This window comes from Nocardia sp. MH4, assembly GCF_019266065.1.
Classification (GTDB): domain Bacteria; phylum Actinomycetota; class Actinomycetes; order Mycobacteriales; family Mycobacteriaceae; genus Nocardia; species Nocardia canadensis.
Window position 1 is genome coordinate 26981 of sequence record NZ_LPNR01000122.1, and the last position, 24183, is coordinate 51163.

The window sequence follows — 24183 nt, forward strand, 5'->3', positions numbered from 1 at the left end:
CTCTCCTTGACGTCACGTCCGGCGGGGATGTCCCGCGCGGCGCAGGCTGAATACCTGCGAACGCGACCATGCTATCGGGGCCGCCGACAGCGCGTGTCGATGGACCTGTGACCGCGTGTTGTTCGCTCCGTGCGACTACCCCGCGGCCTCGGCCAGCAGGGCCGCGCGTTCGGCGGCCGGGCGTTTCGGGCAACTGGTGCACATCTGGCACCCCGGTACCTCGTAGACGAGACAGCAGGACAGGCGTTTGACGAAGGTGCGCTCGCCGACGGTGACGAAACGAGGGGCGAGCAGGCGCGAGCCCACCTCGCCGGCCAGCCGGGTCGCGGCCGCCGGTGCGCCCGCGTCCAGCGCGCGGTTGCCGATCGCGTCGGTGACCACGGCCCACAGTGCGGGGACTCCGGCGCCGGACACGGCGGCGACCTGCGCGATGACCGCGGTCAGGGTGTCGCGCAGGGCGGTGCCGACCGCCTCGGCGGCGGCCGCGCGGTCGGCGGCCGAGGCGAGCGCGACTGTCGAACGGAAGCGCACGTGCTCGACGCCCCCGTCGGGCCGGATCTCGCAGTCGAGTTCGTCGAGCGCCGCGATCGGGGCCGCGACGCCCGCGGCGTAGGCGGCGGTGATCTGGTCGACGAGCGCGGAGGCGACCATGCACCACCACAGCGTGCCGCCGACGCGCGGCGTCTCGGTGCCCCAGGCGCGGCTCATCTCGCCGACCCGGGCCGCGACCCACGCGGGATCGGTGAGCAGGCGTCCGGGAACGGTGCTCACGACATCAGGGGACTGCGCAACCATGGCCAATCGACTCCGATCCACCCTGCGACCATCGAAAATGTGCCGAGCAGCCACAGCGTCGCGACGACGAGGGCGAAGGTGGCCACCGCGCCGAGGATCCTGATCGTCCACCCGCGTGAGGTGTACCAACCCATGACGATCCGGTATTTGCCCCGCACCCAGGTCAGGGTGTGGTGGGCCCAGACGAACTCGGTGGCCAGGATGCCGAAGCCCGCGAACACCAGCGCCCAGCCGGGTCCCGGGTACGGGATCGTGACGATCCCGATCAGCAGCACCAGCCCACCGACCACGCCGACGGCGATGCGGTAGCCGAGATTCAGGGTAGGGCGGTGCTCGATGCTCGCCCGGAAGGCGCGCCAGCGCTGCTTGAAGTCCGGCCGCTCGAGGACCGGCTCGGCCGCCGACGCCCCGGCGGCGGAATCCGCCGGGGCGTCGGTGGTGTCGGCGGTCGGCTTGCTCGTCATCGTTCCAGCCTACGAGCCGCCGGGCCCGCGATCACGCCGTAGTCGGCGCACCGTCTCGATCGTCGATGGTGCGCATACCCTCGGCGGTGACCTCGATCACCCGCGCGCCCGCGATGTCGAAAAACAGTCCCGACACCGCCAGCCCGCGCTCGGCGACCGCCCGGCGCACCGCCGGATGCCGGTGCAGCGTCTCGACCTGCACGGCGACGTTGACCATGCCGAGCTGGTCGACCTCGTCGAAGCCCGCGGCCCTGGCCGCGACCGCGACCGGGTGGTCGGCCCGAAACCGGTCCAGGCTCGCCTCGGCGTGCCGCAGCCACGAGCTCAGCCCGCCGTCGGACTCGGCGCCCCGGTAGACCGCCTTCATGGCGCCGCAGGCGGAGTGCCCGCAGACCACGACCGAGCGCACCGCGAGTTCCTCGAGCGCGAACACCAGCGCCGCCTCGACCGAGTCGTCGCCGCTGGTCGGCACCAGATTGCCGACATTGCGGACGGTGAACAGGTCGCCGGGGCCACTCGAGGTGATCACATTGGGCACGATCCGCGAGTCCGAGCAGGTGAGGAAGAAGGAATCGGGGTCCTGCCGGTCCCGCAGCTCGTCCAGGTGCGGGCGCACGACGTGGGCGTGGCTGCGATGGAACGCCGAGACTCCGGCGGTCAGCGCGTCGCTGCCGGACTTCTGGTGCCGCCACGGGCCGAGCAGCTCGTCCCAGGTCGCGCGGCCGAAGCCACGGGCGGGCGGGGAGCCCACCGTGTCGGCCATCCTGGCGCTGCCGATCTCCACGAAATCGACGCGGCCACCGCCGCTTTCCTGCTGATGCTGCCAGCTCTCGATGGCCTCGAAGGCGGCGTGGTCGAGGAAGTCGACCGTCATCTCCACCGTGACCTCGGCGCCCGCGGGCACCTTGGCGAGCTCGGCCGAGAGCTTGGGCAGGGCCAGGAAGGTGCACGACCCGTCGATGCGGACCAGCCAGCGCTCACCGCCGGGCAGCGGCATCGCGGCGACCTGCACGCGCACCACGCGCCACAGCAGCAGCCCGAAAGCCAGTGCGAGACCGATGATCACGCCCTCGAGCAGGTTCAGGAACACCACGCCGAGCACGGTGACCAGATACACCAGCAGGTCGCCGGTACGGCGGGCCAGCCGGATGTGGGCCAGCTTCACCAGCTGGATGCCGATCACGATCAGCAGCCCCGCCAGCGCGGCCTTCGGGATCTGCTCGACCAGACCGACCAGCGCCACGGAGAACAGCAGGATCCAGCAGCCGTGCATGATCGCCGAGGCCCGGCTGCGCGCACCCGCCTGCACATTGGTGGCGCTGCGCACGATCACGCCGGTCACCGGCAGGCCGCCGACCAGTCCGGACAGCACGTTCGCCGAACCCTGACCGATCAGCTCACGATCGAAATCGGTACGCGGACCGGTGTGCATCTTGTCCACCGCCACGGCGGAGAGCAGGCTCTCGACGCTGGCGATGAGCGCGATGGTGAGCACCATCATGGCGACCGCCGACCAGTTCCCCGACGGCAGTTCGGGCAGTTGCAGCGCGTCGAAGAGCGAGCCGCTCAACACGATCCGTTCCACCTCGGTGGGCAGCACGAGCGAGAGCAGGGTGCCTGCGACGACCGCGACCAGCGGACCGGGCACCGGGCGCAGCCTCGACGGCACGTACTTCCAGCCCAGCATCACCACGATGACGACGGCGCCGACGAACGCGTCACCGCCGTGCAGCGACAACAGCTGACCCGGCAGCTCGATCAGATTGCGCCAGGCGGTGCTGTGCGATGACCCCCCGAGCAGCACGTGGACCTGCTGCAACGCGATGGTGATGCCGATGCCGGCGAGCATCGCGTGCACCACCACGGGGGCGACGGCGAGCGCGGCACGCGCGATGCGGCTGAGCCCGAACAGGATCTGTAACAGGCCGGCGGCGACGACGATGAAACAGGTGGTACGCCAGCCGAACTGGGCGATGGATTCGGCGACGACGACGGTCAGGCCCGCGGCGGGGCCACTGACCTGCAGCACCGAGCCGCCGAGCGCACCGACGACGATGCCGCCGATCACCGCGGCGACCAGACCGGCGGCGACCGGGGCGCCGGAGGCGACGGCGATGCCCAACGACAACGGCAGGGCGACGAGGAACACCACGATCGAGGCGGACAGGTCGTGGCGGAGCAGGGACTGCCGCCAGGACGGCGGCGGGGGTTTCGGCGAGGACGCCGGTGCGGCGGGTGGAGCTAGGTCGTTCGCGACAGACATGGTTCTCCTTCGGCGACGCGGCGCGCGGCCGTGGTCGATGGACGATCTACGTGTCGTGGACGGTCGGGTGACCGCGAGACAGCTTCCAGCGATGAAGCGTCGAACGCCCCGGTGCGTCGGCGAACCGGGGCGGGGTGCCAACCACCGTATTGGTAAAGACTTGGCAAAACCAGTGTGCCGCACGAAGAGTGGGTGTCGCCATAACCGCAGGACCGCTGTGGTGTGGCCCACACCAGGCCCGGCGCTCATACCGGTTCGGCCGCGACCCGGCGATGACTGTCGTCGAACTCGGCGATCCCGTCGGTGGTCACCTCGATGACCCGCGCGGTCGCCAGATCGAAGAACAGCCCCGACACCACCACCCCGCGCTCCTCGATCCCGCCGCGCACCGCCGGGTAGTCCATCAGCGTCTGGACCTGCCGGGCGACGTTCACCATCCCGAGCTGATCGACCGGACCGAAGCCCGCCCGCCGGGCCGCCTCGGCGACCGGGTGACCCGCGCGGAATTCCGCCAGAGTCGGCGCGGCGTGCGCGAGCCAGTCGTCGAGGCCGGGACCGGCCTGGACCTGTCCGTACAGCGCCTCCATGGCCCCGCATCCGCTGTGCCCGCACACCACGACCGCGCGCACGTCGAGCTTGTCGAGCGCGTAGATCAGTGCCGCCTCCACCGAGACGTCGCTGCCGCCGACCGGCACGAGATTGCCCACGTTGCGCACGGTGAACAGGTCACCGGGACCGCTGTTGGTGATGACGTTGGGCACGATGCGGGCATCGGCGCAGGTGAGGAAGAAGGTGTCGGCGTCGGGCCGGTGCCGCAGGCCGGCCAGGTGCGGGCGCATGAGGTGCGCGTGGCCGCGGTGATAGGCCGCGATACCCGCCGCGATCGGGTCGACACCGCCGCTGCGGCGCCACGGCCGGATCGCCTCGTCGACCGCCTTGCGGGCGTGGCCGTATTCGGGCGGACCGTCGTGCGCGCGCGCCATCCGCGCGGTGCCGAGTTCGACGAAATCGACCGTGCCACCGCCCGATTCGCGGGCATCGGCCCACTCGGAGAGCAGTTCGCACGCGGCATGATCGAGGAAGTCGACACTGAGCTCCACCGTGACGTCCACGCCGGCGGGCACTTTCGCCAGTTCGCTGGTGAGCCGGGGCACGGCCAGGAAGGTGCAGGGCCCGTCGATGCGCACCAGCCAGGTCCCGTCGGGGCGCGGCGCCGCGGCGATGGTGAACTTCACGACCCGCCACAGCAGCAGCGCGAACGAGGCGATCAGGCCGATCACCATGCCCTGCAACAGGTTCAGCGAGACGACCGCCACGACGGTGACGAGGTAGACGTAGATGTCGCCGGTGCGGCGGGCGCGTTTGATGTGCGCCAGTTTCACCAGCTGCACCCCGATCAGCACCAGCAGTCCGGCCAGCGCGGCGGTCGGGATCTGCCGGACCAATCCGACCAGCGCGATCGCGAATACCAGTATCCAGCAACCGTGCAGCACGGTGGCGGCCCGGCTGCGGGCTCCGGCGTTGGCGTTGGTGATGCTGCGGACGATGACGGCCGCGATCGGCAGGCCGCCCAGCGTCCCGGAGGCCATGTTGGCGGCGCCCTGCCCCAGGAGTTCACGATCGAAGTCGGTGCGCTGACCGGGCCGCATCTTGTCGACGGCGACCGCCGAGAGCAGCGTTTCCACGCTGGCGATGAGCGCGACGGTGAGCATGGTCAGCGCGATCGGCACCCAGCCACCGTGCGGCAGCGCGGGCAACCCGATGCCGTCGATCAGCGAGCCGTCCAGGCGCACCCGGTCCACCGTCAGCGGCAGCACCAGCGAGATCACCGTCGCCACCACCACCGCGACCAGCGGGCCGGGCACCACCCGGACGCGGCGCGGCAGGTATTGCCACCCGATCAGGATGGCGATCACGAGCAGCCCGACGAACAGGTCGCCCTTGTGCACCGACATCACCTGATTCGGCAGCGCGACGATGCTCGCCCACGGCGAGCTGACCGTGGTGCCGCCGAGCAGCACGTGCACCTGCTGTAGCGCGATGATCACGCCGATTCCGGCGAGCATGGCGTGCACCACGACCGGGGCGATGCCCAGCGCGGCGCGCGCGATGCGGCTGAGCCCGAACAGGATCTGCAGCAGACCCGCCCCGACGGTGATGAAACACATGGCGGCCCAGCCGAATTGCTGGACCGCACCCGCGACGACGACGGCGAGACTGGCGGTCGGCCCGCTCACCTGGATCGACGAGCCGCCGAGCAGGCCGGCGACCACGCCGCCGACCGCGGCGGCGATGAGTCCGGCGACGACGGGCGCGCCGGAGGCGAGCGCCACACCCAACGACAGCGGCAAGGCGACGAGGAACACCACGATGGACGCCGGAAGGTCTTGCCGAAGAACAGATTTCAGCGAATGGCCCGGATCATTGTCGGTCATCATTCTCCTTCGCCGGGGCGGATCGGCGCCCGGTTCATCGGTCGAACATGCACTGGCAATTGATGCTGAGCTGCGAGCGAACGGCGGCGGAACGGCACTGCTCGAAGAGATTCTCGACCCGAGACACAGGGTCGGGCCAATAGTAAAGAATTACCCAAGCGTTTGGAAAGTCCTCGAGGCGAATGGGACGAATCGCGACTCAACTGTGACGTGCACCACACGCAATACGTCGGGCCCGCGGGGTGCGGCCGATCCGTCGACCGGCCGCAACGATCAGGAATCGAGAAGCGCGGCGCCCGGGTCGGTGGAAACATCGTTTCCGCAGACCACCACAACGAAAGGGTTCCCGATGACCAGCACCTGGGTGCGCCGATCCCACCGGTGGCTCGCCGTGGCCTTCACCGCGATCGTGATCCTCACGGTGATCGCGCTGGCGCTGAGCGGACCGGTCTGGGTGTCCTATCTCCCGCTGTTCCCCCTCGCCGGGCTCTTCCTCTCCGGCAGCGTCCTGTTCGTCCGGTACTACACCGGGAGGTCGGGCGCGGCTCGCCGGACCGGGGCGACCGGCACGCGCGCGCGAACCCGCGGGCTACACCGCTGGGCCGCGGTGGTGTTCGTCGTCACCGTCGTCGCCACCGTGATCGCCCTGTCCCTGCCGGAGCCGATCGTCTGGGTGTCCTACCTACCGCTGATCCCCCTCGCCGTGCTGCTGTTCTCCGGGCTGTCCATGTTGGTGACGCAGCGTCTTTCGGCGCGGCGCCGGGCCGCCACCGCGTAGGCCTCACCCGATCTCCACCACCCGCGCCCAGGCGGGCGGGCGGTCCGGCACGTAGTCCGGATCGGCCTCGCTCCACGACCCCGCCCGGCGGAACACCCCGACCACCGTCCGGCACGGTGGCCGGGTGTCGGGCCAGGGCGTCTGCCCGTCGGTCAGCGCCACGACCACGTCCGGGCGGGTGCGCAGGGCCGCGGTGAAACCGGTCCGCAGATCGGTGCCGCCACCGCCCATCAAGGTCATCCCCTCGGCCCGGCACAGCGGATCGGCGATCCAGACCGCGGCGTCGCACGACAGCACGGTGACCAGGTCCCGACGACCGCCGACCGCGCGGGTGATGGCGGCGACTTCCAGCAGCGCGCTGCCCAATTCGACGTCACTGACCGACCCCGACGTATCGATGACGACCGCGACCCGAGGGGGCATCCGACGCAGGCTCGGCAGCACCACCCCGGGCAGCGCCGCCGAGCGCCGCGCCGGCCTGCCGTAGGTGTAGTCGGCGCCGACCCCGGGGGCCGAGGCCGCCGAGCGCAGGGCGGCGCCCAGCAGATCCCGCCACGGCTGCGACGGATGCAGCGCCTCCTCGGCCCATCGTCGCCACCCCTGGGGCGCGTCGCCCGGTCGGCCGACGATGCCCTGGGCCACCCGGAACCGCACCGCGTCGCGCTCCTGCTCGCTGAGGCCGTCCGCGCCGTCGGGCCCGAGTTCCCAGGCCCGCTCCAGTCCGTCGGCGCCGCTACCGCAATCGAGCCAGGCCATGCCCTCGGTCAGCCTGCCCAGCCGGAACTGCCCGAGGTAGTCCTCCATGAGTTCGCCTGGGGACAGCCCGAGGTCGGCGGGCAGGACCGCCCCCGTGGGCTGGACGAGCCCGTCGCCGAACGCGTCGTCGTTGATCTCGGCGTCGGCGGCGATGTTCATCCGCAGCCGCTCCGCCGGGCCGGTCAGATCGTGCGCGCGGGCGTATCGATCGCTGCGCGCGTGATGCTCGCGCAGCAGGTGCGACACCTCGTGCACCAGGATCGAGGCGAGTTCTTCCACGGACGTGCAGGCCACGAACGCGGGTGAGACGTAGCAGCGCCAGTGCTTGTCCACCCCCATCGTCGGCACCTGCCGCGACTCGACGATGTGCAGCGCGTACAGCGCCGTGGCGAGATAGGGCCGGGCCGACACCGCGGACAGCCTTGCGGCATACAGCTTCTCGTGATCCAGGTGGCCCGTCATCGACGGGCCTCGGCGACGCGGGCCGTGGCCTGCTCGGCCTGCCGGGACACCGAGACCGTGGCGGCGAGATGTTCGATCGACGCCGGGATCTCCCAGTCGTCCCGGCGCAGGGTGGCCAGCGTGGTCGCGGGGACCACCACCAGATCCGGCGCCCCGGTCGCCACGGCCCCGGCCAGCAGGGCCCACGCCGCGTCCCAGCGCGCCTTCTCGGGTCGTCGGCGCACCGCCGCCACCACCGCGTCGAGCACGGCCTGGCGCAGATCGCCCCGGTCGGGCAGCGCGGCGACCGCCGGATCGGCCAGCAGCACTTCGGGATCGGGCAGATCCATCCGATCGATGCTGGTCAGCAGCTCGAAACCGGGACCGTCACCGACGGTCCCGCGCACCAGCATCGACAGCACATCGCGCGCGGCGCCCGCCGCCGTGGCGAACGCGATCAGCCGGACCACCATCTCCCAGCTGCGCGGCGACGGCCAGGCACCGCCGCGCCGGGTTTCGGTGGTGGGCAGCTGATGCACCAGCTTCGGGCGGCCCGCGAGCAGCTCGCACACCGCGCGCCGGGCGAACGCCACCGCCTCCGAGAGCTTTTCGGGCGCGAGGCGGGGCAGCGTCGCCCGCGGCCAGGTGCCGCCGAGGCCGCGCACGACGACCTCGTGGTCATGGGTCCATTGCAGGTGCACGAACCGATTCGCCAGCGGCGGGCTCAGTTCCCAGCCGTCGGCGGCCGAGGAACGCGGGTTGGCCGCGGCGACGATGCGGACCCCTGGCGGCAACCGCAGCGTGCCGATCCGCCGTTCCAGGACCAGGCGCAGCAGGGCCGCTTGCACGGCGGGCGGCGCGGTCGAGAGTTCGTCGAGGAACAGCAGTCCCCGTCCGGCCTCGACCAGCTTCACGGCCCAGTCCGGCGGGGCCATCGGCACCCCGTCGGTCGCGGGGTCGTCACCGAGGATGGGCAGGCCCGAGAAGTCGGACGGTTCGTGCACACTCGCGATCACCGTGGTCAGCGGCAGGTCGAGGGACTCGGCGAGCTGGGTCAGCGCGGCGGTCTTGCCGATGCCCGGCTCACCCCACAGCAGGACCGGGAGGTCGGCGGCGACCGCCAGCGTCAGTGCCTCGAGCCGGGTGTCGGGACGGGGTTCGGTGGTCGTTTCGCCGAGCAGAGCGAGCAGTTCGCCCGCGATGTCGAGTTGGGAGCCGATGGTTCGGACCGGACGCGGGACGACGGGAATGCGTACAGACATGGGTGTATCACCTCGATGTGCGGAGGAAGTGGGGAAAGATCAGCGCTTGACCGCGTGGCGCGGACGAACGCCGTCTTCACGGCGGGGGCGGCCGGCGGGCGCGGGGACACCGCGACCGGGCGCGGACAGCCCGGCCCGGAACAGGCCATAGGTGATCCGCCGTCGCGCGGCGGACTCGAGTTCGTCGCGGAGGGGACCGTCGCGCAGCAGCGCCGCGGGACCGAGCAGCCGTTCGACCTCGGCCAGCGCACCGGCACTGTCACCGTGGTCGAGCCGTTCGCGAATGCCCGTCAGCGCCTCCGGACGACGGTGCGCCCGGTCGATGACCTGTAGGCAGGGCAGCGCAGTGCCGGTCAGCGCGACCAGCAGTTCCTCGCGCCGGATCTCGGCCGGGTCGTGATCGAGCGCGGCCAGGCGCCCGTCGACGAACCCGATCCGGTGCCACTGCCCCCGGCACCACACGAGCCGAGGCCGCTCCGGTCCCCCGGACTTCCGCGAGGCAGCCCGTGGTGACCAGGTCGGGTCTAGTGCCGCGGCGACCAGCGGATGCAGCTGATCGACCGAGATCGCGCCGGCCCGCAGCAGGACCAGATCGGGCAGCGCCCAGGTCGCCGCGTCGGGCAGCACCGGCAAGGCGGACACCGCGCCGCGCCGATATTCCTCGGTGATGCGCACCTGCGCGCCGACCTCGAGGACCACCCGGCGCCGGGCGCCGCAGCGCACCAGAACCATTCCGGCCGTGGACTTCTCGGCCCGCAGCAGGAGCGCGGCCTCCTCGGCCCAGCGATCGACCGCGCATCCGGGCGGCAGCTGTGCGGATGCGTTCTCACCCGGCGGCGCCCCGCACCGCAGCGGCAGCTCGTCGGCCCTGCGCGCGTCCCACAGGTGCCGGTGCAGATCGAGCCGGAAGCGCCGGTTCGGCCGGGCATGGGGGTGCGGGCTCGCCGCGGCGCCCTCCCAGAGCCCGAGCGCGACGCGCTGACCGGCATCGGCCCAGGCCGGCGCGGTCCGCACCACCAGGTGCACGAATCCTTCACCGCCACCACGGGTTCCGGCGGTCGCGTAGCGCGCCAAGGTGATCGTCAGCCCCGGCCGGAGCAGTCCGTCGGGCGCGACCCTGGGCAGGTGCCAGCGCAGCAGGTCCGGGGCCAGATACCGCAGGTCGGCCCGCACCCGCGCGGCCAGATCCCGGCCGTGGGTCCGGGCCAGCACGCGCAGATCGAGATCGACGTCGACATGCGCCGCGGCGCAGGCCCCGGCCCAGTCGCCGAGACCGCGGCGCGCGGTGGCGAGATCGATCATGGCGGGTGGCACCGCGAATGCGCGAACCCGCCGCCACAAGGCCAGGCGGGCATCGTCGCCGGGTGGTCCGGCCGCGCGAAGATGCTGCGGATACTGCGGGAATTCCGCTCGATCGAGCGGGGAGGAAGCCGGTGCGATGACCGGCAGGGGGCTCAACGGCCCGGGCGCCGTACGCCCTTTCGACTAGTCGTCATGTGCCCAGTATGCACAACGCCGCCCGGCCCGACAACGCCGACGCCGGGCAGGCGGACGCCGACACGAGGTCGCGCGCCCGCCTGATCCGCAGGTCGCGGAAGGCGATTACCCCGCGTCGGCGGCGGCCAGCGCGGGCTCGGCCGACGGCACGCCGAGCTGCGGGTAGGTCGGATATTCGATGCCCGAGATGTACTGCACGGTGCGTACGACCTGGCACGAGTAGCCGAATTCGTTGTCGTACCAGACGTAGAGGATCGCGGTGTCGCCCTCGACGATCGTGGCGTTGGCGTCGATGATCGACGCCGCGCGCGAGCCGATGAAGTCGCTGGAGACCACGTCGTTGGCGGCGGTGTAGTCGAGGTTGCGGCTCAACGGGCCCGCGAGCGAGACCTGACGCAGGTACGCGAGCACGTCCTCCTTGGTCGTCTCCTGCGCGAGCTGCAGGTTCAGGATCGCGACCGAGACGTCCGGCGTGGGTACCCGGATCGAGTTGCCGGTGATCTTGGCCTTGAAGTCCGGCATCGCCTTCGCGACGGCGGAGGCGGCGCCGGTCTCGGTGAGCACCAGGTTGAACGGCGCGGACCGGCCGCGACGGTCGGCCTTGTGGTAGTTGTCGAGCAGGTTCTGGTCGTTGGTGAACGAGTGCACCGTCTCGACGTGTCCGCGCAGAATGCCGAACTCGTCGTCCATGGCCTTGAGCGGCGGCACGATCGCGTTGGTCGTGCACGAGGCGCAGGAGAAGATCTGCTGGGACAGGTCCAGGCTGCGGTGGTTCACGCCGTGCACGATGTTGGGGACATCGCCCTTGCCCGGCGCGGTCAGCACGACCTTCGCGATACCAGGGCGCAGGTGCTGGGACAGACCGTCGCGATCACGCCACCGGCCGGTGTTGTCGATCAGGATGGCGTTGTCGATGCCGTAGGCGGTGTAGTCGATCGTGGTCGGGTCATCGCTGTAGATGAACCTGATGACGTTGCCGTTGGCGGTGATCGTGTCGTTCTCGGCGTCGACCTTGATGGTGCCGTTGAAGTGGCCGTGCACCGAGTCGCGGCGCAGCAGCGACGCGCGCTTGGCCAGATCGTCGTCACCACCCTTGCGGACCACGACGGCGCGCAGGGTCAGCCCGTTGCCGGAGCCTGCCTTCTCGATGAGCAGCCGGGTCACCAGTCGCCCGATCCGGCCGAAGCCGTAGAGCACGACATCGCGCGGGCCCTGCGGCTCGGCCTTGTTGCCGTCGAGCACCTCGGTCAGCACCGCCGCGGTGAACTCCGGGATCGACAGCCCGCGGTCATCGGCGCGATAGGCCATGACCAGCTGTCCGAGGTCGATCTTGCACGGCCCCAGGTCCAGTTCGCTGAGCACCTGCAGGAAGGGCAGGGTCTCGTCGACGGACAGTTCCTCGCCGGCGATCTGCCGCGCGAACCGGTGCGTCCGCAGGATGCTGATCACCGATTTGTTCACCAGCGACCGGCTGTGCAGCAGGATCGTCACGCCCTTGCCCCGGTACAGCGTGCCGATGATCGGGATCATCGCCTCGGCGGCGGCTTCCTGAGCGTTCCAGCGGTCAAGTTGTTCGGTGGTCACCACACGTCCTCAGGTTCTCGGTAAGTAGTCTCTACCGATGCTAAGGAGCGCGGAGTTTTCACCGAGACCGGCTCCCCACCAGTGAGGTTTCCGCCACTCCACCAACGAAAAATGACCAGGACGACGGTCCTGGTCATTGCTGTGGTCCCAGCTGGTTTCGAACCAGCGACCTTCCGCGTGTGAGGCGGACGCTCTCCCGCTGAGCTATGGGACCGAACACTGTGCCGAGGGGCTCGGTAGGGCCTCTCGAACGAGATGGAACATTAGCACGGCGCACCCGGGTGACACCAAATCGCCTCGTGAACGGGGGCTTCGGGCTCCCCGGCCGCTTTTGCAGACCGCCGTAGTCACACCTTCCCCTGAACGGATTATCGCACTACTACATGCCTTCATACGCATATCTACGTGTTCTCATGACTGCGCTCTGCGGAGAGTCGAGGAGCCGCGAGACAGAGATGTCGCCGTGCCGACATGGACGACTGAACCGATGACACACCCACCGCGACCGTCACGGACGATTCGCCGCCATCCACCGCCCCCACACGCCCGGCGACCACCCGAACAACATGCGTGTAATTCACATTTAGGCCCATCTACCAGCCGATTTGTAGTCTGCGCCGACCGTCGGCTAATGTTTTCCTCGCACCACGGAGAGCAGCCAAGCCGCAAGGCCGACAGCCTCCGGAAGTGCGAATGCGGATGTAGCGCAGTGGTAGCGCATCACCTTGCCAAGGTGAGGGTCGCGGGTTCAAATCCCGTCATCCGCTCGAGAGGTAGGTTAGGCATTCATGCCATCCTCCTTTGCGCGGTGGAGTGGCCGAGTGGTGAGGCAACGGCCTGCAAAGCCGTGCACACGGGTTCGATTCCCGTCTCCACCTCGCGCGATTAGCTCAGCGGGAGAGCGCTTCCCTGACACGGAAGAGGTCACTGGTTCAATCCCAGTATCGCGCACCACAAGAAGGCCCCGGTTTCGACCGGGGCCTTCTTGCGTTTCTAGGCCAGGCCGACCGCCGGACCGCGGCATGTAACCCAGGTCACTCCCGACCCGGATACCGTCGGCGCTCCCCTAGGATCGGCACTCGGCGTCGCCGGGCCGGTGTCGGCGACGCGGACCAGCGGCATGGAGGGGCGAGCAGTTGAGGCAGATCCTGTTGTCGGCGGGGATCGCCCTGTTCGTCACCATCACCCTCACCCCGGTGCTGATCCGGGTCTTCGCGCGCCGTGGCTTCGGCCAGGAGATCCGGATCGACGGACCCGCCAGCCACCAGACCAAACGCGGCACCCCGACCATGGGCGGGCTGGCGATCGGCGCCGGCGTGTGGGCCGGATTCCTCGGATCACACCTGATCGGCCTCCTGTGGGACGCCCCAGGGCCCAGCGCCTCCGGTGTTCTCGTGCTGCTGCTGGCCTCGGCGCTCGGTATGGTCGGTTTCCTCGACGACTCGATCAAGCTGCGCAAACACCGCAATCTCGGCCTGACCGCGGCGGGCAAGTATCTCGGGCAGATCGGTGCCGCGGTCGTGTTCGCAGTGCTGGCGCTGCGTTTTCCCGGCGCGACGGGGCTCACTCCCGCGGGCAACAATCTCTCCTACGTCCGCGACATCAACACCATCGCCTTCGAGTCGCTGATCTTCGTCGCGTTCATCTGCCTGCTGGTGGTGGCCTGGTCGAACGCCGTCAACATCACCGACGGTCTGGACGGTCTCGCGGCCGGCTCGATGAGCCTGACACTGGGCGCCTACGTGGTGATCACGCTGTGGCAGTTCGAGAACTCGTGCGAGCTCAGCCCGGGCCGGGGCTGCTACAACGTGCGTGATCCGCTCGATCTCGCGGTGGTCAGCGCCGCCGCCGCGGGCGCGTGCATCGGGTTCCTGTGGTGGAACGCCGCGCCTGCCAAGATCTTCATGGGCGACACCGGGTCTCTGGGCCTCGGCGGCCTGGTGGCCGGACTGTCGATCACCAGCCGCACCGAACTGCTCGCGGTGGTGCTCGGCGCGCTGTTCGTCGCGGAGATCCTGTCGGTGCTGCTACAGATCGTCGTCTTCCGCACCACGCACACGCGGCTGTTCCGGATGGCACCGTTCCATCACCACTTCGAATTGAACAATTGGCCCGAGACCGCGGTGATCATCCGGTTCTGGGTGCTGGCCGGCATCGCGTCGGCGATCGGGCTGTGCCTGTTCTACGGCGAGTACATCACCGCGCTGTAGCCGGGAACTGTCGGACCGCCCCGCTACGCTGACCCGACACAGTGAGCGAGCGGGAGGTGGCCCAGTGAGTGCCGGCAGCGGGCGGGAACTCGACCACGACATCGCCGCCGATGTCTCCTTCGAACTCGAGGAACTCGACGAGCTGGTCGCCGAACTGCTCACCGAGCACGCCGAACGCGCCCCCAGGGACGCGCGGATCGTCGCCCTGCGCCTCGGCATCGGCGGGCAGCGCCCGGAAACCCTGACCCGCATCGGCGCCCGCTACGACCTGGCGCGCGACCGGGTCCGTCAGCTCTACGCCAAGGCGATCGGGCAGCTGGTGCGCGAGGCCGCCCGCTCCGGGCACCGCTGCGCCGAGGTGTTCGCGCACCGTTACCCGCGCGACGCGGGCGATCTGCGGCTGGTGCGGGAGCTGCTCACCGAGACCTACGCCACCGACACCGATCTGGTGGCGATGGAATGGTCGTATCTGAAACTGCGCCTGGCCGGGCACGACCAGACCGACGCCAAGCGCGTCGCCGGATACGTGATGCAGCGAATCCTGGGCTGGCAGAAGAAGACCGCCAGCATCCTGGCCAAACTGCATCCCCTCGACGAGACCGACGACCTGGGTCCGCTGCTCGACGACGTCGAATGGGCCGACGGGACCCCCGCTCCCCTGCCGACCGCCTCGGCCCGCGTCGCCGACGGCGACGACGACGGCCGCGGCCGCTTCTACCTCGCCACCGTCGGCCGCGATGTCGCCTACGATTCCGCGCTGGCGGCCCGGCTGCTGCGCACCCTCGACGCCAGCCCGGCCGTGACAGCGTTCCAGGAGGAGCCGACCGCGCTCATCTACGCCTTCGGCGGCGAGGACCACGTGCACTACCCGACCGTCGCCGCGCGGCTCACCGACGGCAGGACGGTGCTGGTCGACGTCGTTCCGCTGGGCCGGATCGCCTTCCATCACACCAGGATCCAGAGCGAGCTCGCCCGCGCCTATGCCCACGACCAGGGCTGGGGCTGGCTGACCTGGACCGGCAGCGCGCTGGACCCGGCCCGGCTGCGGGCCCGCGTCACCGACCCGGCGATCGAGCAACGCCTCGCCGACGATCTCGACAAAGGTCCCTACGATCGCCGCGCGCTGGCGAGCGTGCGCGCCGAGACCGGCCTCGATCTGCTCGATCTGGCCGGGCTCGTGCTGCGCAACGACTGGCGGTGGGACCGAACGCCGATGCGGCTCAGCGCGTCACCAGCGCGCCTGCCATCACGGTGATCACCAGCAGCATCGCGCAGCAGGTGAGCCACTGCCACTGATTGATCGTGCGGTCCATTCGGCCGATCGTCGCCCGCAGGCCCGCCGCGATCCGCTGCTGGGCGACCAGTTCGCTGCGCACCCCGGCCAGGGTGATCGCCTCGGCGTCGGCGTTCACGCCCGCGCGGTCGATCCGATGGTGCAGCCGGTTGACCAGCTTCTGCTTGTCGCGCACGGTCTGTCGCGACACCGCCAGCTCGACCCGCTGATCGCGCAGCTCCCTGCGCTGATGCTCGATCATGGCGGCCTGCGCCGCGGTATGCCGCTCCCAGGTGCCCACCTCGGCCCACCCTCCTGTCGTCGAATCCGCGTGACCCCAGTGGATCTCGCCGGTCACCCAGCCCTCGAGGAAGTCACGCAGTTCCCAGCCCGGCCGCACCGGACCGGCGAAACCCGTCTCGCCCGCGGCGAGCATGCCCTGATCGATGCGGTAGTCGGCCGCCGCGGGCGCGAAATCGGCGATGCCGACCGCGGGGACCAGCGGCACCCAGTACCCCTGCGGGCAGACCCACAGCACGTCGTCGATGCCGGCCGCCTGCAGGCGTCGGCGATGCGCGCGGGCCGCGGTGATGTCGAGGGGGCCGCTGCGCACCTCGACCACACAACGCCGATCGCCACGACGCCAGAAGATGTCGACGGGGATGTCGTCGACCCGCGCGTCGACCTCGGCCTCGTCGGCGCCCGCCGCCGTCAGTCTGCCGCAGATCCAGTGCTCGAGCCGCTGGGTATTCCATTGGGTCGCCACACATTCGGGGCACCCACAGCCGTATCCGGTCCGTTCCGGTGCCGCCCGCCTGGTGCCCTCGGAGATGCCGAGTTCGTCGAGCAGCGCCCGCCGTCCGCACACCACCTGGGTGTCGCTTCGCCGCTTCGTCCTCACACCACACTCCCTCACCGGGGACCCTGACGTGTGCCCGCGCCCACGCCCTGTTCTCCAGGTTCCCGCAGCCACCGACGGGCCGCCAGCCCCCTTGACCCGCGCTCGGGTGCGTCACCGCCCGGTGAGCGAGATCACAAACGCGATTCCACTTGAATATCAAGCTATTTCATTGTGCCGACGTCGCGGAACGTCGCCGAGATCTTGATCATTTCGATACACAGACCGGGCCTGTTGCCCGTCCATTTCGTCCGGATTACGAAACGCTTCGGCGCGTCGCGGATCCGGTCACCGGGACATCGCGACGACGCGGGCGCAGCGCCCGGTGGATATGATCGCTGCGGCCGGGGCGGGCACGCTCGCCGAGCACGGGAAGTAGGGTGTGCATGAACCACGCTGAGCACGACGAGTCCATCGGGTCGATGCTGGCGAGTATCGCCGCGGCGCTGCGTGAGGTCAGTGACAAGCTCGATGTCGTCGCCGCCCGGGTCCAGCAGGAAGTCCCCAGTTTTCCCGCCGATGACGATCTGCCCGACCAGACCAGGATCCGCAGGCTCGAGACCTGGGCTTTCCATGCGTCACAGGACATTTCCCGGCTCAGTGCCCGGCTCGACGCCCTCGACGGCGGCGATCCCGAGCCGGCACCGCGCGCTCGCGGCACCCGCAGCCGCCGCGAAGTGCGGGAGGCCGCCGAAGCCGCCGCGCGCGCGGCCGCCGATTCCGGCGCGGGAGAAGAGCTCTCGTCCCCGAACCCGGCGGGTGACCGGCCCCCGCTGGAGCGCCGACATTCCCGCACCGACCACCTGGGCGACCCGACCTGGCCACTCACCGTCGCCCCGATCCCCCGTCCCTCGACGACCGTCGAACCGGGGAGCGAGCCGACCGGCGAGGCCGCGCAGTTCGCCGATACGGCGCGGTCGGCGCGTTCGGGTCGCGCCGAAGGTCATGCGGCGGGCGGTTCCGCGTCGGCGGGCGGATCGGCCGTGGGCACGCTGGCCGACGGTACGGCCGAGTCCGGCGGTCCGACGCCGCCGGTCAACGGCACGGATCGTGCGCTGCCGGTGAACGGTCGGGATCGCGTGCCACCGGTGAACGGCCGGGCATCGGTGAACGGGACGTCCCGCGCCATCAGCACGAAGCCGCTCAACGGGGTACGGGTGGTCGATGACTCGGAGTCGCGACGCGACCTTCCGGCGCGCGGGGAAACGGCCGCCGACGAGCGGGGCCGGGGAGCTCGCCGACTCGCTGCCGAAGGTGCCGCTCCCCTGGTCGGTGCGCCCCAGGCCGGTGCTCGCCAGGTCGATGCGCCCCAGGCAGGGGCTCCCCTGGCCGATGCACCCCAGGCAGGGGCCGAGGGCGTGCGGGGCGGCGTCGAACCGACCGTAGCGGCCCACGGTGCCACGGCAGAGAAGTCGGTGCGAGGAACCGGGCAGGCGGGCGGAGGGCCCGAGTACAGCACCGGCGTTGCCGGGGCGTCCGCTCCCGACTGGCAGACCGAGGCGCAGGCGGGACAGCAGATCATCGCGCCCAGCGCGTCGCAGGCCGGCGAGCCCACCTCGGCGACCGCCCGGAGGCACGCCGACTCTCCTCCCGGCGGACAACTACCGGTCCGTTCGACTACTTCCGACCAGCCGAACGACGGAGGCGGCGGTGTCGTCGGTCCGGATCGACAGGTCGATCGGTTCACCTCGGCGAGCACCGCTGCACCGCGGCCCGACGATGCCGGGACCGCGCGACCGCCCGCCGACGATGTCGTCCCGAGCGAGTCCGCGCGCCGGTGGGCCGACCGCCTCGCCGCGGCCGCCGCCGACCAGCAGGGCGGCGATGTCGTCCCCACCGCCGCCGCGCGGGCGTGGGCCGATCGCCTGGCCGCCGCCGCGCAGCAGCAGACCGACGATGTCGTGCCCACGGCGACCGCCCGCGAATGGGCCGACCGCCTAGCCGCGGCAGCCGAGTTGGATGCCCTCGCCGCGGCTGCCGGACGAAGTGACGCGGCCGCGACGGCGGAGCGGACCGGTGTCGCCGCGCGGTTGGGGTCGGTGAACGGCCGGGCGGTGGAGTTGTCGGACGACACCGTGATCGAGGCCGTGGAACGGCCAGGCACGCAGCGGTTGCCGCACAACGGTGCGAGCCGGGGTGGCGAGGCCGGTGGTTCGGGTCGTGACGCCGAGGTCGGTGGGCGGACGGTGTCGATGTCGGCGCTCGGACGCGAGGGAGCGTCGCCGGAGGCAGATCTGCCAGGGGGGAACGCTACCGGGACAAGTGCACTGTCGGCCGAGGTCGCGGCGCGCCGGGGAGAGTCTGTCGCAGGGGCTGCCGACGAGCTCACCGTGCCGGGTCGAACCGCGCTGGGTGAGGCCGCCCGTGGCGGTGACCGGGTGATCGACGGTGCCCACGCGTCGCAGGCGAATGCCGCTGCCGTCGACATGGTGTCGGATCCGCCGACGGAGACCGGGGTGCGCCCGCCCGCCGAGACCGGTGTGGAGCGGGCCAGGCCGGTCGGCAAGCCCACCGGGGCGACGACCGCGCCGGGAGTGGGCGCCGGACCGGCAGCGGGATCGTCGGAGGCGTTGTCCGGCAATCGGATCGATGCGACGGCCGACGACCTCGAGCGAGTCGTGAGTGATCCCCGGTCTGCCGGTCTCACCGCGGGTGACCGGGGCGAGACGGCCGGTGCCTCCCCGGTGGACGGGTTCGATCCGCGCTCCGCCACGTCACCGGAGCCCGCGGCCTCCGGCACCACCACCAGCGGAATCCACTGGACCTTCACCGACGAGGACCTGACCACGCCGTCGGCCCCGAGCCCGAACGGCTACGCCCGCAACGGCTTCACCGGCGGCGACTCGCAGCGCCCCGGGTCGATGTTCGACGAGGTCCCGCGAGAGCGCCTCACTTCCTCGGGTGACACGCCACCGCCGCCACCCGCCCGCCTGTCCGTGCCGAAGGACCCCGGCGCTGCCGGACAGTCCACCGGCAACGCGGGGCACGCTGCCTCCGCGGCCGACCGCGCAAGCGCGAGCCTCGAACCCTCAACAAGATTCGGTGCCTCGACCAGCGACCACGACAACGCGGGCCTGGAACCCACCACCCGATTCAGCAGCTCCACCAGCGACTACGACAACGCAGGTCTGGAGCCCGCGACGCGGTTCGGCGGCTCGACCAGCGACCGAGGAACCGAGGGCCTCGAGCCCGCGGGGGGCTCTGGGAGCGAATCGGCGCGGGCCGGTGGGTTCGCCGCGGCGAATGCGCGGGGACCGGAGGCGCCGGCGACCAGCCCGCTCGATCGTGTGGCGTCCGATCCGGCGCCGCCGACCGCGACCGACGCGGCGGGGATCACCGTGACGGGGACGTTCCGGGCGTTCGACATCGAGCGCGCGCACGTCGACAAACTGCAGGCGATGCTGGACGAATTGAAGCGATCGTCGGGGCTGCCGCCGGGGCGGAGCGATGTCTTCGGGCCGCCGACCACAGAGCCCGGCTAGCACCAGCGCAGGAGCAGGCCCAGGCCGCCGGTGCCGGAAGCCGTTCGGGGAGACCGGCGTCGGGGGCCGGTCAGACGGGTGCTGCGACCAGGTCGGGGTGCGGGGCGTCGCGCAGGATGACGCCGATGAGGTCGCGCAGTGCTCGGTGGCCTCCGTCGGCGGTGTTGCGGGGATGCCAGGCCATCGCGACGACGGGAGCGGGCAGGGGCAGGGGGATCTCGAACATCGTCAGGCCGAGGGCAACGGCGGCGGGGCGCGACAGCAGTTCCGGGGCGGGACAGACCAGTTCGGTGGTGGCGACGGTGAACAGGGCCGTGGACAGGTCGGGCACGGTGGCGACCACGCGCCGGGTGCGGCCGTGCAGGGCCAGGCGGTCGTCGATGGGGCTGTGGGTGCGGCCGGTGGCCGAGACCTCGAGGTGCTGGGCGGAGGCGTAGGCGGCGACGGTCGGGCGGTCGGCGCCGAAGGGGTGCGTCGCGGCGGCCAGGCCGACCCAGCGGTCGGCGAACAGGCGGGTCACCACCGTCTCCGGATCGGTCTGGCCGATCATGCCGACCTCCACGTCGACCCGGCCGTCGCGCAGGGCGACCGCACCGTCCGCGGCGTCGGCGGCCAGCACCCGTACCGTGACGCCGGGCAGCTCGGTGCGGACCGCGGCCAGGAGCGGACCGGTCAGGCGCGGGGCCACCGAATCGGCCACCCGGACAACGAAATCGCGGTGGCGTCCCGCGCCGGTGCCGTCGCGGGCGGTGAGCAGCAACCGCGCCTGATCGACCAGGCCCGCGACGTCGTGGCGCAACTCGAGTGCCCGCGGGGTGGGCACGAGTTGTCGGCCGGAGCGCACCAGCAGCGGGTCCCCCAGCACGGTACGCAACCGGGTCAGCGTGCGGCTCATCGCCGAGGTCGAAGTGTGCAGACGCCGGGCCGCCTCGGTCACGCTATTGGTCTCGAGCAGCGCGTCGAGGGCGAGCAACAGGTTCAGATCCAGCGCGTCCACGCGAGGATTATCACCAACGCAATGATCACCGCCAAGTGTTGCGGCGGCGGCGATCCAGCGTGTCGGGCTACCGCTCGGCAACCGGTGCGGGCGCGGGCGGCGCGGGGACGGTGGCCGGATGGTCACGCAGCACCCGCCGGTAGGTGGCGGGCCGCACCGGGCGCACCCACTGGGCCAGCCGGCTGGTCAGCGGCAGCGGGGTACGCAGGTCGTCGAGCATCTCGTCGATGTTGGCCAGGGAGAACGGAACCACCGACGCGCCCTGGGCGTGATGGCCCTCGGTGCGTTCCCGCGACCACCGCAGCCGCTCGTCGATCTCGGAGTTCATCTGCTCGGGCATCGGCGGCACGAACTTGCCGGTGAGCAGCCCGGCGATCCAATGCGCGCCGACCTCCGCGCTCAGCGCGCTCACATTGGAGTTGTTGTAGCCGGCGAAGGTCAGGTTGGGCACCTCGACCGGCAGGATGTTGCGGAAGAGCCGGAAATCGCCGACCTCGTCGGTCAGGCTGCGCCGCACGAACGGGGTCAGAAACGGCACCTCCTGCTGATATCCGGTGGCGCAGACGACGATCTCGGCCAGCTTCAGGGTGCCGTCGGACAGGCGCACCGCGGGCCCGTGCTGCCCGCCGATCAGCTCGGTGACCTCGGTCTCGCGGTGAACGCTGATCCGGCCCGCCTCGACCTGCTCGGCGAAGCCCTCGGTCGCCAGGCTCGCGCTGCTGTCGGCCATCTCCTCGATGCCGCCGGTCGGGAGCAGATCGAGCTCGCGCAGCCGCAGCTTGCGCGTCACCCGCTCCTGCAGCAGATCCAGGTTCGCCTGGCGCAGGCTGAGCCCGTCGAGCCAGCGCTCGACACGGTGCGGCTCCCGCGACCGGAAGTGCGCCTCGCCCAGGCGGGTCAGCAACAGCCGCTCGTAGTCGAGGCCGAAGTCGACCTTGCGCGGCATCTTCCAGGTGAGCCTGCGCGCGACGACGCTGGTCTCGTCGGCCAGATGGCTGACGGCCTCGGCGACATCACAGGCCGACTTGCCGTAGCCGATCACGACCACCGAGCGATCCCGGGCCTGCTCGACGTCGTGGAAGTCCGACACGTGGACGAGCCGGCCGCCCGCGGCCGCGAACGCCGCCGCGCCGGGCAGCGCGGGCATGACCGGTTCGCTGAACACGCCGTTGGCGACGATCAGGTGATCGCAGGTCGTGCGGTGCACGCCGTCGCGATCGCGGACCTCGAGCAGCCAGCCGCTGTCGACCGGGTCGGCGGCGACGACCTCGGTGCCCAGGCGCAGGTGCTCGGCCAGGCCGAACTCGTGGACGTACCCGGCCAGGTAAGCCTGGACCTGCTGGCCGTCGGGCCAGCGCGGGAAGTCCTCGGGCATCGGGTAATCGCTGAAGTGGTACCGGAACTTGCTGTTCTGCGCGCGCAGCCCCGGATAGCGTCGGGTGGCGCTCCACACACCTCCGACATCAGGGGCCCGGTCGAACACCTCGACCGGGAAACCCGCCCGACTCAACACTTTCGCGCAGGCCAAACCCGCAACTCCCGCACCGACGATCCCGATGCGGCTACCGCTCGTCATGGCGAGGAGAGTACTCGGCACCGATGCCAGGGTGCCACCGCCGCCGGGCCGACCCGTGCTGTACTGGAACTATGACCAACAGTTCCGTCGTCGTCGATCGGGCCGGGCTCTGGGATGCCGAGGAGCTCAGTGATGTCGCCGCGGCGACCTTCCCGCTGGCGTGCCCGCCGGAAGCCACCCAGGGCGACATCGAGATCTTCCTCGAGCAGATGCTCTCGGGCGAACGGTTCGGCGAGTACCTGTCCGATCCGGAGCGCACGGTCCTCAAGGCCGTCGAGGGCGACGAGATCGTCGGCTACGCCATGCTCGTCGCGGGCAGGCCGATCGATCCAGAGGTGGATGCCCAGGTCAGCCCGGGTGCGGTGGTCGAGCTGAGCAAGATGTACGTGCTGCCGGGACACCACGGCAGCGGCGTCGCCGCCGCGCTGATGACCGCCGCGGTGGCGACCGCCCGCGAGTCGGGCGCGACGGTGCTGTGGCTGGGGGTGAACCAGGCCAACGAGCGCGCCCAGAAGTTCTACGCCAAGCACGGTTTCACGCAGGTGGGCACCAAGACCTTCACGGTCGGCACCCAGGTGCACTCCGACTTCGTGTACGAACGGGCGCTGTGAGGCTCAGACGAGCAGCGCCGCCCGCAGCGCGGTGATCTCGGACTCGGACAGGCCGAGACCGGCGCGGATGTAGCTGTCGAAGCTGCCGTAGCTCTGGTTCGCCTGATCGAAGGCGGCGTCGAGCCAGCTCTGCTGCACGCCGTTGAGCGGGTCGGTGGGCGCGGCGTTGCGGTAGGTGTTGGAGGCCAGGTAGTCGGCGGTGACGGTGGCCCGGTCGACGCCGAGCAGCGTCAGCAGCACCGCCGAGGTCCAGCCGGTGCGGTCCTTGCCCGCGCTGCAGTGGAACAGCACCCCGGTGCCGTCGGCGGCGATGATGTCGCGCAGCACGGCGGCGAACGCCTCGTTGGCACCGGGAGCGGTGATGAACGCGCGGTACATGCCCTCGCCGCCGAACAGCGCGCCCGCCAGGATCAGCGGCGGCGCCTGGCCGATCACGTCGTAGGAGTTGCCGACCGCGCCGACGGGCAGCCGGTCCGCGCCCAGGCCCCGCTCGTAGCCGGTGCGCAGATCGTCGACGACGCGCACATCGAGGGCGCTGAGCCGGGCCAGGTCCTCGGGGGTCGCCTTGTCCAGCGCGCCGGTGCGGAACACCAGCCCGGTGCGCACCCGGTGCCCGTCGGTGGTGCGGTAACCGCCCGCGTCCCTGGCGTTCTGGACGCCGGTGAGGCCGAGCAGCCGATCGGCGCTCCCGATCTCGCTGGTGGGCGCGGGCGCGGCGACAGCCTGGCCGAGTGCCGGACCGAGCAGCACCGCTACTCCGGTCGCGGCGGCCAGACTCGCGCGGACAGCACGGCTACGGGTCACGACAGGCTCCTTCGACGACGCCGGGGTCACGGTCGGGACGAACGTACCCGGCGCCGG

At 71.0% G+C, this 24183-nt stretch carries 17 protein-coding genes and 4 tRNA genes; 8 read left to right on the forward strand and 13 right to left on the reverse strand.

Annotated elements, in window-relative coordinates:
- Positions 1-135: 135 nt before the first annotated feature.
- The 4 genes from ATM97_RS27680 to ATM97_RS27695 form a co-directional block, all read right to left on the reverse strand.
- A complete protein-coding gene (locus ATM97_RS27680; protein ID WP_218721135.1) occupies positions 136-771 on the reverse strand; it encodes a (2Fe-2S)-binding protein in 636 nt (211 codons plus the stop codon).
- Entirely contained in the window at positions 768-1259 is a 492-nt protein-coding gene (locus tag ATM97_RS27685) for a TIGR02611 family protein (protein WP_218721136.1), read from the reverse strand. The genes ATM97_RS27680 and ATM97_RS27685 overlap by 4 nt, the downstream gene beginning before the upstream one ends.
- Positions 1260-1290: 31 nt before the next feature.
- Complete coding sequence (locus ATM97_RS27690; RefSeq protein WP_218721137.1) at positions 1291-3522, reverse strand: bifunctional SulP family inorganic anion transporter/carbonic anhydrase; 2232 nt, start codon at positions 3520-3522, stop codon at positions 1291-1293.
- Between the two features lie 245 nt (positions 3523-3767).
- Positions 3768-5960: a bifunctional SulP family inorganic anion transporter/carbonic anhydrase gene (locus ATM97_RS27695; protein ID WP_218721138.1), complete on the reverse strand. Its 2193-nt coding sequence runs from the start codon at positions 5958-5960 to the stop codon at positions 3768-3770.
- Between the two features lie 346 nt (positions 5961-6306).
- Between ATM97_RS27695 and ATM97_RS27700 the strand changes: the two genes are divergently transcribed.
- Complete coding sequence (locus tag ATM97_RS27700) at positions 6307-6735, forward strand: hypothetical protein (RefSeq protein WP_218721139.1); 429 nt, start codon at positions 6307-6309, stop codon at positions 6733-6735.
- A gap of 3 nt (positions 6736-6738) precedes the next feature.
- Here the strand turns inward: ATM97_RS27700 and ATM97_RS27705 are convergent, their stop codons facing one another.
- From ATM97_RS27705 to ATM97_RS27725, 5 genes are all read right to left on the reverse strand, one after another.
- Positions 6739-7953, reverse strand: a complete 1215-nt coding sequence (locus tag ATM97_RS27705; RefSeq protein WP_218721140.1) for a VWA-like domain-containing protein — start codon at positions 7951-7953, stop codon at positions 6739-6741.
- Entirely contained in the window at positions 7950-9194 is a 1245-nt protein-coding gene (locus tag ATM97_RS27710; RefSeq protein ID WP_218721141.1) for a MoxR family ATPase, read from the reverse strand. Before ATM97_RS27710 ends, ATM97_RS27705 begins: the two co-directional genes overlap by 4 nt.
- 39 nt (positions 9195-9233) lie before the next feature.
- On the reverse strand, positions 9234-10496 hold the full coding sequence (locus ATM97_RS27715) for a hypothetical protein (protein WP_218721142.1): 1263 nt from the start codon (positions 10494-10496) through the stop codon (positions 9234-9236).
- Positions 10497-10796: 300 nt separating this feature from the next.
- The gene (locus ATM97_RS27720) at positions 10797-12275 is read right to left on the reverse strand and encodes a glyceraldehyde-3-phosphate dehydrogenase (protein WP_218721143.1); all 1479 of its coding nucleotides are present in this window, start codon (positions 12273-12275) and stop codon (positions 10797-10799) included.
- A gap of 142 nt (positions 12276-12417) precedes the next feature.
- Positions 12418-12489: transfer RNA gene (locus ATM97_RS27725), tRNA-Val, on the reverse strand.
- Positions 12490-12970: 481 nt separating this feature from the next.
- On the opposite strand from ATM97_RS27725, the gene ATM97_RS27730 reads away from it, so the two are divergent.
- From ATM97_RS27730 to ATM97_RS27750, 5 genes are all read left to right on the forward strand, one after another.
- Positions 12971-13042: transfer RNA gene (locus ATM97_RS27730), tRNA-Gly, on the forward strand.
- 40 nt (positions 13043-13082) lie between these two features.
- Positions 13083-13153 (forward strand) — tRNA-Cys (locus ATM97_RS27735).
- A gap of 1 nt (position 13154) precedes the next feature.
- A tRNA-Val gene (locus ATM97_RS27740) sits at positions 13155-13229 on the forward strand.
- A 182-nt stretch (positions 13230-13411) separates the two neighbouring features.
- Positions 13412-14485 (forward strand): phospho-N-acetylmuramoyl-pentapeptide-transferase, encoded by a 1074-nt coding sequence (gene mraY / locus ATM97_RS27745; protein WP_218721144.1) that lies wholly within the window; start codon positions 13412-13414, stop codon positions 14483-14485.
- Positions 14486-14549: 64 nt separating this feature from the next.
- Positions 14550-15740: a sigma factor-like helix-turn-helix DNA-binding protein gene (locus ATM97_RS27750; RefSeq protein WP_218721145.1), complete on the forward strand. Its 1191-nt coding sequence runs from the start codon at positions 14550-14552 to the stop codon at positions 15738-15740.
- Here ATM97_RS27750 and ATM97_RS27755 read toward each other — a convergent pair.
- Positions 15706-16659, reverse strand: a complete 954-nt coding sequence (locus ATM97_RS27755) for a hypothetical protein (protein WP_308248648.1) — start codon at positions 16657-16659, stop codon at positions 15706-15708. The genes ATM97_RS27750 and ATM97_RS27755 overlap by 35 nt on opposite strands.
- Positions 16660-17042: 383 nt before the next feature.
- On the opposite strand from ATM97_RS27755, the gene ATM97_RS27760 reads away from it, so the two are divergent.
- Positions 17043-20138 (forward strand): hypothetical protein, encoded by a 3096-nt coding sequence (locus ATM97_RS27760; RefSeq protein WP_218721146.1) that lies wholly within the window; start codon positions 17043-17045, stop codon positions 20136-20138.
- A 70-nt stretch (positions 20139-20208) separates the two neighbouring features.
- On the opposite strand, the gene ATM97_RS27765 is transcribed toward ATM97_RS27760, so the two are convergent.
- Together ATM97_RS27765 and ATM97_RS27770 are read right to left on the reverse strand one after the other, a co-directional pair.
- A complete protein-coding gene (locus ATM97_RS27765) occupies positions 20209-21135 on the reverse strand; it encodes a LysR family transcriptional regulator (RefSeq protein WP_218721147.1) in 927 nt (308 codons plus the stop codon).
- A 67-nt stretch (positions 21136-21202) separates the two neighbouring features.
- On the reverse strand, positions 21203-22711 hold the full coding sequence (locus tag ATM97_RS27770) for an NAD(P)/FAD-dependent oxidoreductase (protein ID WP_218721148.1): 1509 nt from the start codon (positions 22709-22711) through the stop codon (positions 21203-21205).
- Between the two features lie 71 nt (positions 22712-22782).
- Between ATM97_RS27770 and ATM97_RS27775 the strand changes: the two genes are divergently transcribed.
- Positions 22783-23322 (forward strand): GNAT family N-acetyltransferase, encoded by a 540-nt coding sequence (locus tag ATM97_RS27775; RefSeq protein ID WP_218721149.1) that lies wholly within the window; start codon positions 22783-22785, stop codon positions 23320-23322.
- A gap of 3 nt (positions 23323-23325) precedes the next feature.
- Here the strand turns inward: ATM97_RS27775 and ATM97_RS27780 are convergent, their stop codons facing one another.
- Positions 23326-24126 carry a tyrosine-protein phosphatase gene (locus ATM97_RS27780; protein WP_218721150.1) on the reverse strand — a complete coding sequence of 267 codons (801 nt, stop codon included), beginning with the start codon at positions 24124-24126 and terminating at the stop codon, positions 23326-23328.
- Positions 24127-24183: the final 57 nt, after the last annotated feature.

Bases quoted from the DNA above. Each gene is read 5' to 3' on its own strand.
- ATM97_RS27685 (WP_218721136.1), bottom strand. From the start codon at position 1,259: ATGACGAGCAAGCCGACCGCCGACACCACCGACGCCCCGGCGGATTCC.
- ATM97_RS27690 (WP_218721137.1), bottom strand. From the start codon at position 3,522: ATGTCTGTCGCGAACGACCTAGCTCCACCCGCCGCACCGGCGTCCTCG.
- ATM97_RS27695 (WP_218721138.1), bottom strand. From the start codon at position 5,960: ATGATGACCGACAATGATCCGGGCCATTCGCTGAAATCTGTTCTTCGG.
- ATM97_RS27700 (WP_218721139.1), top strand. From the start codon at position 6,307: ATGACCAGCACCTGGGTGCGCCGATCCCACCGGTGGCTCGCCGTGGCC.
- ATM97_RS27705 (WP_218721140.1), bottom strand. From the start codon at position 7,953: ATGACGGGCCACCTGGATCACGAGAAGCTGTATGCCGCAAGGCTGTCC.
- ATM97_RS27710 (WP_218721141.1), bottom strand. From the start codon at position 9,194: ATGTCTGTACGCATTCCCGTCGTCCCGCGTCCGGTCCGAACCATCGGC.
- ATM97_RS27715 (WP_218721142.1), bottom strand. From the start codon at position 10,496: ATGATCGATCTCGCCACCGCGCGCCGCGGTCTCGGCGACTGGGCCGGG.
- ATM97_RS27760 (WP_218721146.1), top strand. From the start codon at position 17,043: ATGAACCACGCTGAGCACGACGAGTCCATCGGGTCGATGCTGGCGAGT.
- ATM97_RS27770 (WP_218721148.1), bottom strand. From the start codon at position 22,711: ATGACGAGCGGTAGCCGCATCGGGATCGTCGGTGCGGGAGTTGCGGGT.
- ATM97_RS27775 (WP_218721149.1), top strand. From the start codon at position 22,783: ATGACCAACAGTTCCGTCGTCGTCGATCGGGCCGGGCTCTGGGATGCC.